Consider the following 15,750-nt stretch of genomic DNA (forward strand, 5'->3'; position numbering starts at 1 on the left):
ATCCGTTTAATGAATGCCCCCATAGGGTATCCAAAATAGACAGTTTTTCTATGGAGGAGGTAGCATGATTACACTAACAACCATCGCTTACATTGCGGTTATGATGGGAGTTGGATCTGCACTGTTCATCCTCATCGACGTCATCAGACACCCTCAACCGATGTTCATCATGAATATCGTCTGGCCAATCAATGGCTTATATTTGGGACCAATCGGGGTTCTGGCTTATTGGCAAATGGGACGGTCCGATGCTCAAATACAGCATGATCACGAAAACCATCACACAAATCACGAGGACATGCATTCCGAAAAACCCTTCTGGCAGAGTGTATTCGTCTCAACCAGCCACTGTTCGAGCGGTTGTGCATTCGGTGATGCTGTGGGTGTTCCGCTTGTCGCTATGACCGGACTCACCATCGCTGGTTCAACCCTGTTGACCCACTACGTCGTCGAGTTTACGCTCGCCTACCTATTCGGCATCTTTTTCCAAGTATTCTCGATTGTACCGATGAGCAAGATGATGGGAGACCATATGGGCTGGGGTCGAGGCTTCATTCAGGCAATTAAAGCAGACACGCTTTCTTTAGTTGCGTTTGAAGTCGGCATGTTCGGTTGGATGGCAATCGTCCATTTCTTCCTGTTCACCGAACCACCTAAACCGGACACGATGACCTTCTGGTTCATGATGCAGATTGCGATGATTCTTGGCACGGCAACCAGCTTTCCAGCAAATTGGCTCCTTGTAAAGAAAGGTATTAAACACGCAATGTAAAGTCCATCGTACAAAAAAGCGCCAGGTGCAATCACCTGACGCTTGTTTCTTCTCCTTGCACTCTCTCTGACTGATCCGTGTCATTATAGAGATGAACTTGATTCCGTCCATTTTTCTTAGCGGTATAAAGAGCTTCATCCGCATCCACGACTAGCTGAAGATGATTCATATCCTCAGTAGGCTCTACGACTGCCACCCCTACACTGACAGTGACAATCGGTTTTACTTTTGAATTGACGTGCGGAATCGCCAATACTTGTACACTCTTTCGGATCGCTTCCGCTACTTTTAGAGCACCGTTCTCTTTTGTATCCGGTAAAATGACGGCAAACTCTTCTCCGCCATAGCGTGCTATCAAGTCATGTGGTCTGTTCAACACCGTTTTCCCAACGTTAGCAATCTCCTTGATACATTCGTCTCCCTGTTGATGACCGTACGTATCATTGTAAAACTTGAAGTAATCGATATCGAACATGATCAATGTTAGTGGCGTTTTGTGATGGATCGCCTTCGCCCATTCTTCCTCCAGCATCGAGTCAAAATAACGTCGGTTGAAGATTTCCGTAAGACCGTCCATATTGGATAACCGCTTCAATCGGTTGTTTTTCTCGATCAGGTCACTCTCTAAATCTTTACGGAGATCGACATCTCGGGAGGAACAGATCAGTTCATTCTTTTCAATCCCAAGGTCTGTCATCCGTTTAGAGGTGGTTTCTAACCAAACATAGCTTCCGTCTTTCTTCCTGAACCTGTATTCCACAACCGATTCCTCGCTGGATTCTTTTACTGTATTATGAGAGTCCGTAATTCTTTCAAGGTCCTCCCAATGATAAAAGTCGTACGGATTTTTTCCTATCAACTCGTCCGGTTCATAGCCTAAAATAGCTTTACTAGAAGGTGATACATATTTGAATCTACCATCCAGGAAATGCGTTGAGATCAGGTCAGATGAATTCTCAGCAAGCAATTTGTAATACTTGATATCCCGGTGATTCTGGTTCGCTTTTTTCAAGGTTTCCGCTAAAAAGTATGTAAAAATGTTGCCCCCGATTGCAAAGGGGATGAAATAGGAAAGAACGAGAGTCGTTAACCCCGTATCCTTCAGTAGATAGAACAATGTAGCTGCAAAAGCGAGCATCCCAAAAGCATTCAATAAAAGGTAACGATAAAGGGTTTTCGGTAGTCGGATCAAGGAGAGAAGTCCCATGATCACACCTGACAAAATCGTCACTGCACACGCTACAAGCGAGGCAGTGCTTATCCCATATAACCCAATCCGCATGACACCAATGACTACCGCAGACAGAATCGCTGATAGTGGTCCCCCGAACACTCCTGCCAAAACCATCGCCAAATGACGAAGATCGACGATGACCGTTTCATTCGGATGAATGGAATTCAACATGAGTAACGTTCCGAGAATCCCCCCACCTACACCAAGCATCAGCTTGGTTTTATAGGTATTATCCTCATTTAACGGGCGGTTCTGGAATGCCTTCCCCGCCACGAACAGAAATGCAGTCGTTATCGCAATATTATTCAATAGATCAAGAAACATCAGCCTCAGCTCCATTAGCTTGCAAAATCATAGTAAGAAAATCCCAGTTTTTATGTATATCGGTTTAAATAGCACGTTCCTATAGAGCAGAACGTTAATAATTATACCTTTCTTTCATTATTTTGGAAAACTACTTTTTTGTTGCCGTCATTCGTACCATAGAATCACACTCAGCCCACTTTTGACAGTGCGAATATGGCTGTTTCGTACCGTGAGATAACACCCACCCCTCTTTTCACGGTACGAATAACGCTCTTTCTATCTGCGAATCCACTTCACTACCACTCTTCACGGTACGAAAAAAGCTTATCGGACCACCTTCCGATAAGCTTCCTCAACCTATCACTTCAACACGAGTAAGTTCTTTTTCACATATGCCCAGTTCTGCGGGAATTTAAATCGGAGTCTCCAGTAGGTGGCCCCGAGCAAATTGTACACTTCCAGCTGTTTGTATTTCGCAGTGACGCTTTGAATGTCTTCGAACCAGACTTCATGATCAGCATTCATTTTCCGATATCGGTAAAAAGGCGCCTCAGCTGTCCAGTCATATTGAACTGGGATCCAACCATCAATCGCACGGTTTTGTGCATTTTGGACGGAGAGCATTTCAGCCGCTTTCCCTTGAACTTGAGGAACCGTCCAATCATAGCCGTATAAACTCATCGCCATCATCACTTTACGCCGGTTGATTTGACCGGTGGCATACATCAATACCTGTTCCACCCACCAGGTCGGTGAAATCGGATCAGGTGGACCGATTGCATAGCCATAATCGATCGTCATCACCGAAACGATATCGACTATCTGGCCAATTGCTTTATAATCGAGAAAACCGACCAACCTGTTCGTCGGCAGATCACTGCTTTTCGCATGCGCATTCACTTGCAATATCCGATTTCCGAGTGCTTCTTTCAACTCTTCTAAGAACAGGGTGAAATCATCCCGCCGTCCTGGAGGCACGAATTCAAAGTCTATGCTTACGCCTGCGTAGCCATTATCATTCACTGTGTTCACAAGGTTTTGGATCAACGTGTCCCGCACGTCAGACTTTTGAAGCACTTCCTCTGCGAGTTCTGGACTGAATTGGTTTTTTTCATAGTTGCTGATGACAAGCAGAGGCTTGATGTTCAATTCCTTGCACTTCTGTAAAATCGCCGCATCCTCAACCGGCACCAGTTTCCCGTCTCGCAAAAACGAATACGTGAAAATGGCAAGATACGAGATGCTTGGAGCTAGATCTTCCAGGAGCTCCAAATACTTGGAAGTCTCCAAAGCATCAAAGAACACGAGCGATTGCATCGGATACTTTTGCCAAGTCGGAATCCGGACCCGCTGGCCGATGGTAAGCGCATTGGGATTGAGATCTGGGTTGGCGGTCATAATGGCTTGAACGGACGTCTTGTAAAGCTGGGACAGTTTCCAGTAAGTATCACCTGACCGGATCTGATAGTAACGTTCGGGCGGTTGTTGGTCCGGAATATACAGATGCAATCCTGGAATCAAGGCATCTGAGACGAGACCGTTCACAAGCTTCAGCGTCGAAATCGGTACACCGTACGCGATGGAAATCTTCCACAAGTAATCGCCGGGTGCCACAGTATGAATCGCCATCCCCATCCCCCATTACGTAAAAAAGTCTTTACTGAGATACTTATTTCAGGAAAGGGCTCGACATGATAAAAAACCCTTCCATTTGGAAGGGGTCAATTCATAACTAGTTTGGAATTTTGAAAGTTTTACCTGGATAGATCGTGTTCGAGGATAGATGGTTCGCACTCTTTAATGCACCGACCGTTACGCCGTGCTTTCGGCTGATGCTCCAGAGTGAATCCCCTGATTTTACCGTATACGTTGTCGCGTTGGAACTTGATGTAGTACCTGCGACTTTCAGCTTTTGTCCAATATAGATGGTGTTTGATGAAAGATGATTCAGTTGCTTCAGTTTGGAAACAGTTGTGTGATGCTTTCTACTGATTCCCCATAATGTATCTCCGCTGCGAACCGTGTATATGGAGCTGTTAGAAGTCGTTTCACTCGCGACTTTCGTATCAGAATTCAACACACGTCTTGCTTGTACAAATCGATCCCCCCAGTAGTACCGTGAGAACGCATCTGTAAAAGCAACACCTGTCGAAGACTGTGCCCCTAGCATCTTCCCATTTCCTGCATAGATCGCAACATGGTTGACGGTGCCATTATAGTTCGTATCATAGAAAAGCAGGTCGCCTTTTTGTAAGTTCGATTTGGATACAGCATGACCGACCTTTGCTTGTTCCCTACTTGAACGAGGCAAGTTGATACCATGTTCCTTGAAAACGGTTACAGTAAAAGACGAACAATCGAATGAACTTGTATTTCCGACGGGTGCTCCATAATGATATGGTGTACCTAAATAATCATCCCCTGTGTCAATGATGTCACTCCCAGTTGCGCCAAACGCTTGTCCAGCTCCTGAGAAAATGATCCCTGCTGCAAGAGCAATCGGTAATAACTTTTTCTTCATTTTTTCTCCTCCAATTGGAATTTTGTATTTTCTGGTTGGTAAACCAATTGGGAAGAGCGTCTATAAAGTAGAAAAACAACTTTTATCTTCTATATATATCAGCATATCTTTATCTATCGCCTCTTTTTCTAAAACCTTCTACTTTCAACAACCTCCCCCATAACCCATTATTATCGTAACATAACATGGAGTTTTCTAACTTTACAGAATTATTACAAATATTAACGTTGGTTGGAGAACATAAAAAAGAGCCGACTTCAATTGTCAGCTCTTTCATATGCGAGACCGGTATATTCGAAAAATTCAAGTTCAGGTTTCATAGCTTTGGTCCCCTTCTCCGATTTGAAATAGACCATCTCATCTTCTTTATAAAGTACTTCAATTCCCAGATTTCCAATTTGGAGTTTACTATTCTTGCTGTGAGGTTCAGTTGTTTGATTCCAATCTAAACTCGAATTAATGAGGTCGACGACTTTCTGTATCGTTTCACGATCTTCAATCGTACGACATGTGTCATCGCTCGCTTTTTCATACACACACATCGTTTCAGGAGCTTCATCAATCCAAACGGTGGCCGTGTGAATGTCGTGCTTATCAAAAACAACCTCTGTTTTCTTATCGCTTTGATCGTACATGGAACGAACATCAAGCTCCCAATTATACCCCTCTTTTACCCAGGTAGAATAGAAGCCCCCCCAGTCATTTTCCGGGTCGTCATCGTCCAATGATGAACCTTTATGTTGAAGTTTCCATCCATTGGCAGGAAGCTCCTTCATGTAAAAATCATAAACCTCTTGCCATTGATCACCTTTTACCGTATAGCGCTGTTCATCGACACGCAAACCTTCATATAGTGGGATGTCGTCATGTTCTTCAGGTATGATCGACATTCCATAATACGGATCATGCGTGTAATAGTCGTAGAAGAAATATCCCCCAGCAATAACAGCGACTGTGATGATTGCTGCAATCCACGTTTTGATAAAATCCCCCCTAACCCGCTTGCTTTAATTCTACTTCTGATTTCCGTTCATCTAATCCTGGTGTAATCATGAAATAAATCATTGTTCCAACAAGTCCGATGCTTGTAATGAGAACCGTCATGACAACCGAAGGAAGGAATGCTCCAAGAGTAACTGTTACAGAAGAAATCAACATGGAAAGATTGAATTTCAGACCGTTGAACGCCATGTATGAGCTTCTCGCATCATCTGGAGGGATTGAGGCCATGTAGGCATTTTCCACCGGAACCCGGATGACCTCAGCTACTGTTAAGACGGCCATCATCACGAACAAGATAACCAGGTTGTTGGAATAGGATAAGACCCCGTATCCGATTGTGAAAAAGAAACAGCTCCACACGAGCGTTGATTTATCTTTAAACGTCTGTGTCCATCTCGTGATGAACAACATCAAAATCGCCACCAGGATCGTGTTCTCACTTCGCAAGAAGCCCATCGTCTGGACCCCGTCAATTTCCCAGAACAAGAATTGTTGCGTCTCCATCTCGGCACTTAGACGGATCCCGATGTAGTTCGTCAATTGGAATTCCATCGACAGAATCAATACACCTGCGACCGTGAACATGACGAACAACTTGTCATGCAGCACTTTTTTATAATTGGAAAAGAGCTGTAAGACGTGACCGCCTGGTGTAAGGTCTGAATCGACCGGCGCGTAGCTTTCTTCGATGAAAAAAGCGACAAGGAGTGCTGCGATGGCTGCTGCCACACTCAATGCCAGGAAGAGCTGGAACAAGTAATCTTTGAACAAGAAAGCCCCGATGATCCCACCGATGGCGATGGACAAATTGTTCGCCCAGTATGTAATAGAATACATGAGCTTCCGTTGCGGTGGTGTACTGACATCAATGAGCATTGCCTGGTTGGCAGGTCCCGCAAGCCCCCAACAGATGCTGTTCACGGTCATCATCGCGAATGTGATGCCTGGTGATTCGAACCAAGGTGAATTGCAGATCATCATCGTGACGAAAGCGAGAAAACGGAGCGTCTCCGCGAATAACATGATTCTTTTCCGACCAAATTGATCCGCGAAATAACCACCGATGAAATTGATTCCGATTCCAACTCCTACATTAATTAATAGTAAGAGTCCTGCAATCTTAGCACCGAAATGGACGGCGAGGTAAATCGACATGAATGGGAAGATCATACTTCCGATGAACCGACTGATAAATGACTCTATGATCCGGATTTTGATATTTTTGTGAAAATCTCTGAATCTCATAGTATCCCTTCTCTCTCTATTGATACGTCAATTGTAAGCTGTTCCCGACAAATCCGAATCATGTCGTGGTATCAACTTTCCTACAACTTTGGATGTACGTCTCTCTCCCGGAGCTCTATCCGTTGTGCTTTTGACTTAGTATGGTTTTGGCTATATTGTAATCCTCTTTACGAACCCGAATGGTGTGAACCACCGGACCCGCAAATTGGATATCCGATATATTTGATTGTACTTGGTAGTCTAAAATGCCGCCTGCTTCCAGTTGCAGTTTTGCATTTAAAAAAGCTCCCGCATCTCTTGTATGATAGACAGTCATGTACGGAGTGAAAAGCCTTCTGATGAGGTTCCTTATCAAGGTATCGCTCCCTTTAACGAAAAAGATTGACGACTTCATCAAATTGACTCTGTTGTTCTTCTACATTCAATTTGTTACATAGATTCTTATATGTTTGATTCGCAGCTGGAATCATTTCATTCAAGACTGGTAAAAACTGCTGTTGCTCTTGAGGCAAGTTCCAAGCTTGCAGCATCTCTTGTTGTGCTTGATTCAACGGACTTCTAGAGCCCTCCATCTTCGACCAATCCCCGAAGGCATTCGGTTGGATTCCCTTTTCCATATACCAACCAGCTGCAATGAGCCATTTCAGACCGAGGATCATGGTTTGGGCGTAAGACAATTCTTCTCTCATAATTCGGCGGTACACTTCATGAAAATATGCGAACAGTTTCCCTTTCCATGCATCAAACTCCTGAATCGTAGGTTGATAGGATAGCCCTTGGGACAGTAGCTGGATTTTTTCCAGAGTTCCTGTTGCATCTTTCACAATACGAATCTTTTTCAGCCATATGGAAGGCTTCAAATCTTCCATCCTATAGTAAAAGCAATCTACTTTTACAAACGAGCGATAATGGACCACTGTGTAGGAAAGTTCGGGGTACGCTTGTTCATAAAACAGAACATCTCCCCATGCTTTCGCTCGTTCCATTTTGTCCTCTATATATGGTGAAAAAGCACTTTCTGAAACGACGATGCGGAGGTCGATATCAGAGTAAGGATCTGCATTCCCAGCTCCAATCGATCCACCATAGAAGACGCCTGTCACGTTGGTGTCTGCTAAGAGATCCGCTTCAATCCTCTCTATCAATTGATGTCGTTTTACTGTTAAGTTAAATTCCAATCCCACACATGTTGCTTCATCTCCTACTCTATGTTCTTCAGCTTTCTTCCTATTGGCGTCTCTATCCCATCCAGTGTGTAGCTGTTTTTCTGAGCTTGATAGTCTTGAAGTTTGTCGCCTTTTTTAATGCCCCATTCTTTCAATTTTTCTCGATCCCCTTCATATGAGAAAAACGGGACGCCATATCCGCAAGAAGTCTGGACTTTGTGTATGTCGGCTATGATGATCTGACGGGCGGCAGGAAGTTCGTCAAAGTGTTGGATGTATTGATTCCATTCAGCTGAGCCTTTTACGGCGACTTTTCCTTTTCCATAAAGCCTCAGAATTAAAGGTGCCCCTTCAAATGCACAGAACATGAACGTGATCCGGCCGTTCTCTTCCAGATGACCGCTTGTTTCGTTTCCGCTTCCGGTCAAGTCGAGGTAAGCGACTTGTGTCGGACTCAAAACTCGGAGTGTGTCGTAGCCTTTCGGAGACAGATTCACATGTCCATCTTCATTCAACGGTGCCGTTCCGACAAAAAAGAGCTGTTGGTTTTGGATGAACTCGATATGCTTTGGCATCATTTCAGTAAATTGTTGCCCCATCTTTTTTCCTCCTTACATCGCTTCTGCGGTTTGTTTTTCCTCATAATATGCGTGACCTGTCGGTAGCCATGTCATGAACAATAATGCTAAGGATACGAGCAGCATGAGTACGGATCCTGAAATGACAGCGATTTTGACATTGATGAGTTCTACTGTCATTCCGATCAATAGGATAAATGCCATTGTGAGAACGGATTCGAAAACATTAACAACACTTACGACCCGCCCCATGATATCGACTGGTAGGTTGTTTTGGTAAAAGGTGATGAAACCCGTGTGTGCACAAGCAAGGGCAAAGGAAAGAACAAATACACCAATTGCTCCTCCTATAAATGTACTCGACATGGCGTACATGAGGTATCCGACTGCGGTCATGGTCGTCCCGATCCCGATCATGTGCTTCAGCTTCAAGTAATTCGTCAGGACTGTCACGAAAACGGATCCGAGGATGAACCCGACTCCCGCAATACTGACGAGGACGCCGTAGCTTCCCTCCGAAAGTCCGAGAACTCTTCGTGTAAACACGACTTCCGTTGAATCGAGCGCAGCCGTGAACAGCATCGCTGCTTCGAATAAGGCATACACGCCCATGACATAGGCTGCGTTTTTACTAAAAGCAAGAACGACCGCCCAGTCTTCCTTCAACATTTTGAAGGAGAGGTTTTCCTCTGTGCTTGCCCGTTCCCCTTCCATACTCGGTAAAAAGAACAGCACCAAAGCGGATAGCAGGAACGACAGGGCATTCATGTAGATGGCAAAAGCTACCGAGCCCACAAAAACGAGTGCACCAGCGATGGCTGGCCCGATGACGAATGAACCGGAAGAAATCAAGTTTTGTAACGAGTTGAAGCGTTTCCTCCGTTCCTTGGGTACCAGCTTGGTAATGTAGGTGGTGGAAGTCGGAAAGAAGAACGAACTTCCCATATTGATGAGGAACACACATACATAAATGATTGGTAACGAACCGATGAATGGAATGATCGCGACAAGCAGAGCGCGCACGATATCGAGTGTAATCATGATCCGGCGTTTGTTGAAGCGGTCGATTATGCTCCCGGACCAAAAACTCGTGCACATGGAGGCGAGAGGTTTCAACATGTACAAGCCCGCGACTGCCGCTGCTGAGCCCGTCATGTTCAAAATCATGAGGTTTAATGCGATAAGGTAAATCCAATCCCCTAGATTTGAAATGCCAATGCCAGCTAACAGTATTGATGGATTCTTCCAATCCCTCTTCCAACCTGATAATGATTCTGTCCCAAATGAACCAACACCTTTCTGAACCCTGGATTTAAAGATTTCTATATACATTATCTCAACTGGGAAAAATACACAATAGGAAATTTTGTTTTTTGTAAAAATAAATTAAATTCTGTTAAAAGGCTTCCCGAACGAGTGGAAGTAGACTATAATGAGCGATAACTTTGTGAAAAATCAGGACGGACGAGGGGTGTTCATGAATGAAAACGATCGGCATGATCGGCGGGATGAGTTGGGAGTCTTCAGCAGAATATTATCGAATCATCAATCAGGAAGTGAAGAGGAGGCTTGGTAGTCTTCACTCTGCGAAGTGCTTGATGTACAGTGTCGACTTTGCGGAAAATCAGCGCTATCAGGCGGAAGGCGAATGGGATAAGGCTGGCGAAAACCTTGCGCATGTCGCGCAGTCTCTCGAGAAAGGCGGTGCGGATTTCATCGTCATCTGCACGAATACGATGCATAAGGTCATCGATGACATCGAACGCGCCATCACCATTCCTGTGTTACATATCGCGGATGCGACAACGGCTCGGATTCATGAGGATGGCATCCAGAAAGTCGGATTGCTCGGTACGAAATATACGATGGAGCAGGATTTTTACAGATCAAGACTTGAAGCGAACGGGCTCAGTGTGCTCGTTCCTGATGCCGCCGATCGGGCCATCGTCAATCAGACGATTTACGAAGAGCTCTGCCTTGGAAAAATCGAGCCTACATCGAAGGAAGCGTTCAAGCGGATCATCCAACAGCTTGTCGACAATGGTGCAGAAGGCATCATCCTCGGCTGCACTGAAATCGGGCTTCTCATCAAAGCGGAAGACGTGGACGTTCCGATTTACGACACCGCCCACATTCATGCCATTGAGGCGGTCAATCTTTCACTCGAATAGCAGAAAAAAAGGTTTCAGCATTACGCTGAAACCTTTCTTATTTAGACGAATATCAACCAGAGCAGCAAGGTCACAATGAGTGCGACGATTCCCTGGATGAGGGTAGCTGCTGTTTGACCTTTGTAAGCATCCGTAACGGTCATGCCGCTGAACTCCTTCACGACCCAGAAGTAGCTGTCGTTCACGTGGGAGACGACCATCGCACCGGCTCCGACAGCCATGACGACGAGGGCTAACGGTAACGCGCCTTCGATCCCGACCTGTGTCAAAAGTGGCGCAATCAACGTCGACGTGATGACGATGGCTGCGGTAGACGAACCTTGGGCTGTTTTCAACGCTGCCGCAATAAAGAATGGGATGAGCAGGAAGAATGCTCCGCCGATCAGACTGCTGTCACCGAATCCCTGGATGAATTCGGCAACGGGTGTCGCTTTGATGACCGAGCCGAATGCGCCACCCGCACCTGTAATCAACAGAATCGGTGCAGATTCCTTGATGCCGTGGCCGATCCACTGGGTCAATGTTTCTTCATCCAGCTTCGGAAGCAGTGTAAACGCAAACATTATTCCGATTAACAAGGCGACGACGGGCGAGCCTAAGAATAAGAGAATTTCGAAGAACTTCCCTTCCCAGCCGGCGAACGTGACAACAGAACCTAACCCAATCAACAGGATGGGAACGACGATCGGTGCGAACGATTTGAATGTGGACGGCATTTCACCGAAACTCGCCGCAATTTCATCGACATCGTACTCCAACTTGTCTTCATCTTTGACTTTGATTTTCGTTCCGACTTTGATCGCCCAAATGTACCCGGCGATGATGGCAGGAATCGCGACCACGATCCCGACGAGAATGATGACACCAAGATAGTTCTGTGCGCCGATGTTACCTGCTGCCGCAATCGGTCCTGGCGTCGGCGGTACGAGTGTATGGGTTGCGAATAATCCTGTGGAAAGCGCAATCGCCATAGAAGCGACCGCAACCTTCGCGCGACGTGCGAGTGACTTTTTCAATGAAGATAAGATGACGTAACCGGAATCACAGAATACCGGTACACTGACAATCGCACCGATCAAGCTCATCGCGAGCTGAGGCCGTTTCTCTCCGACGATCCGGAGCACGACTTCAGCCATTCTGAGTGCAGCCCCTGATCGTTCCAAAATGACACCGATGATCGTCCCGAACACGATGACGAGTCCGATCCCGCCCATCAATCCTCCGAATCCTGAATTGACTGCCGTAACGACATCTGCAAGTGGAAGTCCAGCCAGGATTCCCATCGCAAATGCGGCAATCAACAACGAAAGAAACGGATGGACTTTCAGCTTGGCTGTTGCAAAAATAACGAATAATACTCCTAGTGTAATGACAATTATGAGTCCAATACCTTCCATGATTGCATCCCCCTATTTTTGAAATGATTGAATGAAATGAAGTACATTCTTCGTTTGCTCGTAAAGCAATTCTTCACCTGACTCCATGCACGCTTTCAGCGGCATCGCACCGTTCGCTATTGAAAAACATCCTGCAAACTTTTCGTGTAAAGCGTCCAACTCTCCTCGTAGGCTGCCGGATAAAAGCACCGTCTTGACCTGGTGTTTCGCTGCGATCTCCGCGACATAACCTGGCGCTTTTCCAAAGAGCGTTTGTTCATCGCTCTGCCCTTCACCAGTCAGAACAAGATCCGCGCTTACTATCGAGCTTTCCAAATCAATCGCCTTTGCGATGAGCTCTGCGCCAGAGACGAGTTCTGCCCCGATGGTCATCAAGGCGAATCCGAGTCCACCCGCTGCACCGGCACCTGGTTTCTCTTTCCACGAACGTCCGGTTTCTTTTTCGATGAGGGCACTGTAATGATCAAGCGCAGTATCGAGGAGCAGGATCTGTTCGTGCGTTGCACCTTTCTGTGGACCGTAAATGTGACTTGCGCCTTTTTCCCCACATAACGGGTTCTCCACATCGCTCGCCACTCGGATCGTTACCTCATTCAACCGAGTGTCCATGCCCGAAAGATCGACGCGAGCGACTTCCGGCACGTTTTTACCGAAGCCATCGACCTCTATTCCCGACCGGTCGAGGAACCGGGCTCCCAACGCCTGAAGCATGCCGAGACCTCCGTCATTCGTCGCACTCCCGCCGAGCCCGATCAGGATCGAGTCAAAGCCATCATCGATGACCCGAAGGATCAGTTCACCTAAACCGCGAGAAGTCGTGAAGTACGGATCCCTGCGATCTACTGGAACTTGCGTGAGACCTGCAACCTGAGCCGTTTCAATGACTGCTGTCTTTCCATCACCGAGCACACCGTAAGCGGCTTTGATTTCATCGCCCAGAGGTCCTGTGCACTTTTCGTGTAAGCGCTTACCTTTTGTTGAAAAAATAAGCGTATCCAAAGTCCCCTCTCCTCCATCGGCCATCGGTTTCAGAATCGGTTTTTCATCTGGGAAGACCTCTCGACAGGCTCTTGCCATGGCTCGTCCCGCTTGCTCGGATGTCATACTGCCTTTGAATGAATCGGGAGAAATAACGATTTTCATAGCGCACTCCTTTATCTGTATTTATCTCTATTAAATAGAAAAACCAATTGCTAAACAATTGGTCGAATCCATGAAATATTCTAATTTTCTGTCTATTGATTTGTGCATGTGCACAACTACTGTTTGAAACAAAGGATATAAAGTAGCATCGCATCCGTGAACATCCGTGGGTTAAGACCTACTTTTTCATGAATCTGATCGAGTCGGTACATGAGCGTGTTCCGGTGGATGTGCAGTCGTTCAGCCGTCTCCTTCAATTCAAGATTGGACCGGAAATAAATGCGCAAGGTCTCCTCATAACTATCTTCCATGTTTCTGAGACATTCTGCATAGGTCGCAAATACATCCTCATATGTATGGTGCGGGATCTGATCGATCAGTTGCTCGAGCTTCCACTCTTCGATTCGGGTGAACCGTTTTTCCCTAGTGAACTTCATCGCTTGTTTAGCCTGGTCATACGATTCCCGAATACCCTTGACCCCTTTACCAGAATTTCCGACGCCTATAAGAAGATCCGGATTGGACTCTAGTAAAGGAAGCAGCACTGGCTCAAGTAGTTCAGTCTCTTTTACCGCGAGGACCAGTTCATCTTCCTCATGTCTGGAGACGAACACAGCATCCAGCTTCTGTCGGATTTCCTCTGTAAAAACAGCCGGATTCCTCGCTTGCAGTACGACCACTATGAGCGGTTCCGTTAGTTTGATCTTCAGAATGTGCTTCGCTTCCTGCTCGAGTTTTTCCTCATCAAAACCGTACGGATGCAGAAGCTGTAACAGCCAGTTGTACAGCGTGTTCTCCTGGAAGGCCGTTTGCTTCTGAAGATGGATCTGTTCGAGCGCAATTTCAACAGCGGCCTTCGTAATGTTCGCCGCTTGAATCACTTGATCCGGATGACCTGTAATGCCGACCACACCGACGAGCTCGCCGAAAAAATACATCGGCAGGTTGACGCCCGGTTTCGTTCCTGGGTAATCCACAACATCCTCCGGGTATAAGAGCAGCTCTTGTTGAATTTCGATCGCACGGATCGCACCACTGTGTAACTGGTCGACGCGCTCCGGGTCGGAACTCGCTACAATTTTACCGCTCGTATCCATTAAATTGATCGGCACGTCCAGATGCGGCCGCAACCGTTGGATGACCTCATCCCCTAGTTCATATGTCAATTCCATCTTGTCCACCAACTCACCTTAAATAAAAATAAAGCCCCATGACGATGATTGTAAAAAGGAAAGTGAACGCATAGATGAGCGTCAACACCTTGATGTTCAATCTCACGGATTTCGTTTCATATTCGTTGGAGCGTTTCAGCTGTGCTTCAGTCCGATTCGATTCTCGCTTATACTGTTCAGCTTCCTTGTCCACCTTTCTGCCTATGACCAATGTGCCGACCAGTGAAAGAATACCTACGGCAACGACGATGATGGTTAAGTATAAATACATAAATGCACCCCCAAGCATTTCGTTCTTTCCTTCTATTATATACAATATCTACTACTGCCCCTAACTTCACGCATAGAAAACCATACATAGAGAGATAGGTGAACGACATGAAAGGAACATCACATTTATTAGTCGGGGGCGTCGCAGGACTGGTCACATCCAATGTCTTCGAGACCGATCCCGTCACCACGGGGATTCTGATTGCAAGTGGCGGGATAGCAGGACTGATACCGGATATGGATGTGGACGGGACGTTGAGCAACAAAATTACCAATTCGCATAAATTCATCCAAACCCTCGCTCAAATCATCGGTGTGCTCATTATCGTATACAGCTTTTTGACAGGTGTCGGACAAGAAAAGTGGAACGGTGTCGGAGCGGGTGTTGGCATCATTGTGATTGCTTCCTTCCTTACAAGGAGACACATGCTGCTCGTTTCGGGACTTGGTGTTGTCGCCGCCGGATTGTTTCTGGAAGAAAACTGGTTGTTTTTATTCGGCGTATATATAGTTGTTGCTTCTATCGTTCCCCACCGCAGTTACACGCACTCCATTCTTGGGGTCATCTTCTTTGGCGTGATTGCCCGGCAAGTGGAAGCTGCTTTTGGTATAGAAGGCTTGTTTTGGGCACTCCTTGCCGGCTATGCGAGTCATCTGGTCGGCGATATGAAAGTGCTACCTGTTAACAAGCGCGGCATTAAGCTTCTCCTGCCGTTTTCGAATCAAGATTTTTAAAGTGTAAAAAAAAGCGTACACATTCGGTACGCTTTTTT

At 46.2% G+C, this 15,750-nt stretch carries 15 protein-coding genes; 3 read left to right on the forward strand and 12 right to left on the reverse strand.

What is annotated here, in order from left to right; genetic code table 11:
- Positions 1-64 precede the first annotated feature (64 nt).
- A complete protein-coding gene (locus ACXQIQ_RS06820) occupies positions 65-772 on the forward strand; it encodes a DUF4396 domain-containing protein (RefSeq protein ID WP_439299516.1) in 708 nt (235 codons plus the stop codon).
- 31 nt (positions 773-803) lie between these two features.
- On the opposite strand, the gene ACXQIQ_RS06825 is transcribed toward ACXQIQ_RS06820, so the two are convergent.
- The 8 genes from ACXQIQ_RS06825 to ACXQIQ_RS06860 form a co-directional block, all read right to left on the reverse strand.
- Positions 804-2,330 carry a diguanylate cyclase gene (locus ACXQIQ_RS06825; protein WP_439299515.1) on the reverse strand — a complete coding sequence of 509 codons (1,527 nt, stop codon included), beginning with the start codon at positions 2,328-2,330 and terminating at the stop codon, positions 804-806.
- A 342-nt stretch (positions 2,331-2,672) separates the two neighbouring features.
- Complete coding sequence (locus tag ACXQIQ_RS06830) at positions 2,673-3,941, reverse strand: glycosyl hydrolase family 18 protein (RefSeq protein WP_439299514.1); 1,269 nt, start codon at positions 3,939-3,941, stop codon at positions 2,673-2,675.
- Between the two features lie 103 nt (positions 3,942-4,044).
- Complete coding sequence (locus ACXQIQ_RS06835) at positions 4,045-4,833, reverse strand: C40 family peptidase (protein WP_439299513.1); 789 nt, start codon at positions 4,831-4,833, stop codon at positions 4,045-4,047.
- A gap of 257 nt (positions 4,834-5,090) precedes the next feature.
- The gene (locus ACXQIQ_RS06840) at positions 5,091-5,723 is read right to left on the reverse strand and encodes a hypothetical protein (protein WP_439299512.1); all 633 of its coding nucleotides are present in this window, start codon (positions 5,721-5,723) and stop codon (positions 5,091-5,093) included.
- Positions 5,724-5,826: 103 nt separating this feature from the next.
- Positions 5,827-7,080: an MDR family MFS transporter gene (locus ACXQIQ_RS06845; protein WP_439299511.1), complete on the reverse strand. Its 1,254-nt coding sequence runs from the start codon at positions 7,078-7,080 to the stop codon at positions 5,827-5,829.
- Positions 7,081-7,448: 368 nt separating this feature from the next.
- A complete protein-coding gene (locus tag ACXQIQ_RS06850; RefSeq protein WP_439299510.1) occupies positions 7,449-8,264 on the reverse strand; it encodes an aminoglycoside 6-adenylyltransferase in 816 nt (271 codons plus the stop codon).
- A gap of 17 nt (positions 8,265-8,281) precedes the next feature.
- Complete coding sequence (locus ACXQIQ_RS06855; RefSeq protein WP_439299509.1) at positions 8,282-8,845, reverse strand: pyridoxamine 5'-phosphate oxidase family protein; 564 nt, start codon at positions 8,843-8,845, stop codon at positions 8,282-8,284.
- A gap of 12 nt (positions 8,846-8,857) precedes the next feature.
- Entirely contained in the window at positions 8,858-10,156 is a 1,299-nt protein-coding gene (locus ACXQIQ_RS06860) for an MFS transporter (RefSeq protein ID WP_439299508.1), read from the reverse strand.
- Between the two features lie 149 nt (positions 10,157-10,305).
- On the opposite strand from ACXQIQ_RS06860, the gene ACXQIQ_RS06865 reads away from it, so the two are divergent.
- Complete coding sequence (locus ACXQIQ_RS06865; RefSeq protein WP_439299507.1) at positions 10,306-10,995, forward strand: aspartate/glutamate racemase family protein; 690 nt, start codon at positions 10,306-10,308, stop codon at positions 10,993-10,995.
- A gap of 41 nt (positions 10,996-11,036) precedes the next feature.
- On the opposite strand, the gene ACXQIQ_RS06870 is transcribed toward ACXQIQ_RS06865, so the two are convergent.
- From ACXQIQ_RS06870 to ACXQIQ_RS06885, 4 genes are all read right to left on the reverse strand, one after another.
- The gene (locus ACXQIQ_RS06870) at positions 11,037-12,392 is read right to left on the reverse strand and encodes a GntP family permease (protein ID WP_439299506.1); all 1,356 of its coding nucleotides are present in this window, start codon (positions 12,390-12,392) and stop codon (positions 11,037-11,039) included.
- Positions 12,393-12,404: 12 nt separating this feature from the next.
- Positions 12,405-13,535 (reverse strand): glycerate kinase, encoded by a 1,131-nt coding sequence (locus ACXQIQ_RS06875; RefSeq protein WP_439299505.1) that lies wholly within the window; start codon positions 13,533-13,535, stop codon positions 12,405-12,407.
- A 116-nt stretch (positions 13,536-13,651) separates the two neighbouring features.
- Positions 13,652-14,707 (reverse strand): CdaR family transcriptional regulator, encoded by a 1,056-nt coding sequence (locus tag ACXQIQ_RS06880; protein WP_439299504.1) that lies wholly within the window; start codon positions 14,705-14,707, stop codon positions 13,652-13,654.
- A gap of 13 nt (positions 14,708-14,720) precedes the next feature.
- The gene (locus tag ACXQIQ_RS06885) at positions 14,721-14,978 is read right to left on the reverse strand and encodes a hypothetical protein (RefSeq protein WP_439299503.1); all 258 of its coding nucleotides are present in this window, start codon (positions 14,976-14,978) and stop codon (positions 14,721-14,723) included.
- Positions 14,979-15,085: 107 nt separating this feature from the next.
- Here ACXQIQ_RS06885 and ACXQIQ_RS06890 point away from each other — a divergent pair, with 107 nt between their 5' ends.
- Complete coding sequence (locus ACXQIQ_RS06890) at positions 15,086-15,712, forward strand: metal-dependent hydrolase (protein WP_439299502.1); 627 nt, start codon at positions 15,086-15,088, stop codon at positions 15,710-15,712.
- Positions 15,713-15,750 lie beyond the last annotated feature (38 nt).

The sequence above is a fragment of the Pseudalkalibacillus sp. Hm43 genome, from assembly GCF_054170705.1.

Coding starts and splice junctions, on each gene's coding strand:
- ACXQIQ_RS06830 (WP_439299514.1), bottom strand. CDS start 3,941: ATGGCGATTCATACTGTGGCACCCGGCGATTACTTGTGGAAGATTTCC.
- ACXQIQ_RS06865 (WP_439299507.1), top strand. CDS start 10,306: ATGAAAACGATCGGCATGATCGGCGGGATGAGTTGGGAGTCTTCAGCA.
- ACXQIQ_RS06875 (WP_439299505.1), bottom strand. CDS start 13,535: ATGAAAATCGTTATTTCTCCCGATTCATTCAAAGGCAGTATGACATCC.
- ACXQIQ_RS06890 (WP_439299502.1), top strand. CDS start 15,086: ATGAAAGGAACATCACATTTATTAGTCGGGGGCGTCGCAGGACTGGTC.
- ACXQIQ_RS06880 (WP_439299504.1), bottom strand. CDS start 14,707: ATGGAATTGACATATGAACTAGGGGATGAGGTCATCCAACGGTTGCGG.
- ACXQIQ_RS06825 (WP_439299515.1), bottom strand. CDS start 2,330: ATGTTTCTTGATCTATTGAATAATATTGCGATAACGACTGCATTTCTG.
- ACXQIQ_RS06860 (WP_439299508.1), bottom strand. CDS start 10,156: ATGTATATAGAAATCTTTAAATCCAGGGTTCAGAAAGGTGTTGGTTCA.
- ACXQIQ_RS06855 (WP_439299509.1), bottom strand. CDS start 8,845: ATGGGGCAACAATTTACTGAAATGATGCCAAAGCATATCGAGTTCATC.
- ACXQIQ_RS06840 (WP_439299512.1), bottom strand. CDS start 5,723: ATGTCGATCATACCTGAAGAACATGACGACATCCCACTATATGAAGGT.
- ACXQIQ_RS06835 (WP_439299513.1), bottom strand. CDS start 4,833: ATGAAGAAAAAGTTATTACCGATTGCTCTTGCAGCAGGGATCATTTTC.
- ACXQIQ_RS06870 (WP_439299506.1), bottom strand. CDS start 12,392: ATGGAAGGTATTGGACTCATAATTGTCATTACACTAGGAGTATTATTC.
- ACXQIQ_RS06885 (WP_439299503.1), bottom strand. CDS start 14,978: ATGTATTTATACTTAACCATCATCGTCGTTGCCGTAGGTATTCTTTCA.
- ACXQIQ_RS06845 (WP_439299511.1), bottom strand. CDS start 7,080: ATGAGATTCAGAGATTTTCACAAAAATATCAAAATCCGGATCATAGAG.
- ACXQIQ_RS06820 (WP_439299516.1), top strand. CDS start 65: ATGATTACACTAACAACCATCGCTTACATTGCGGTTATGATGGGAGTT.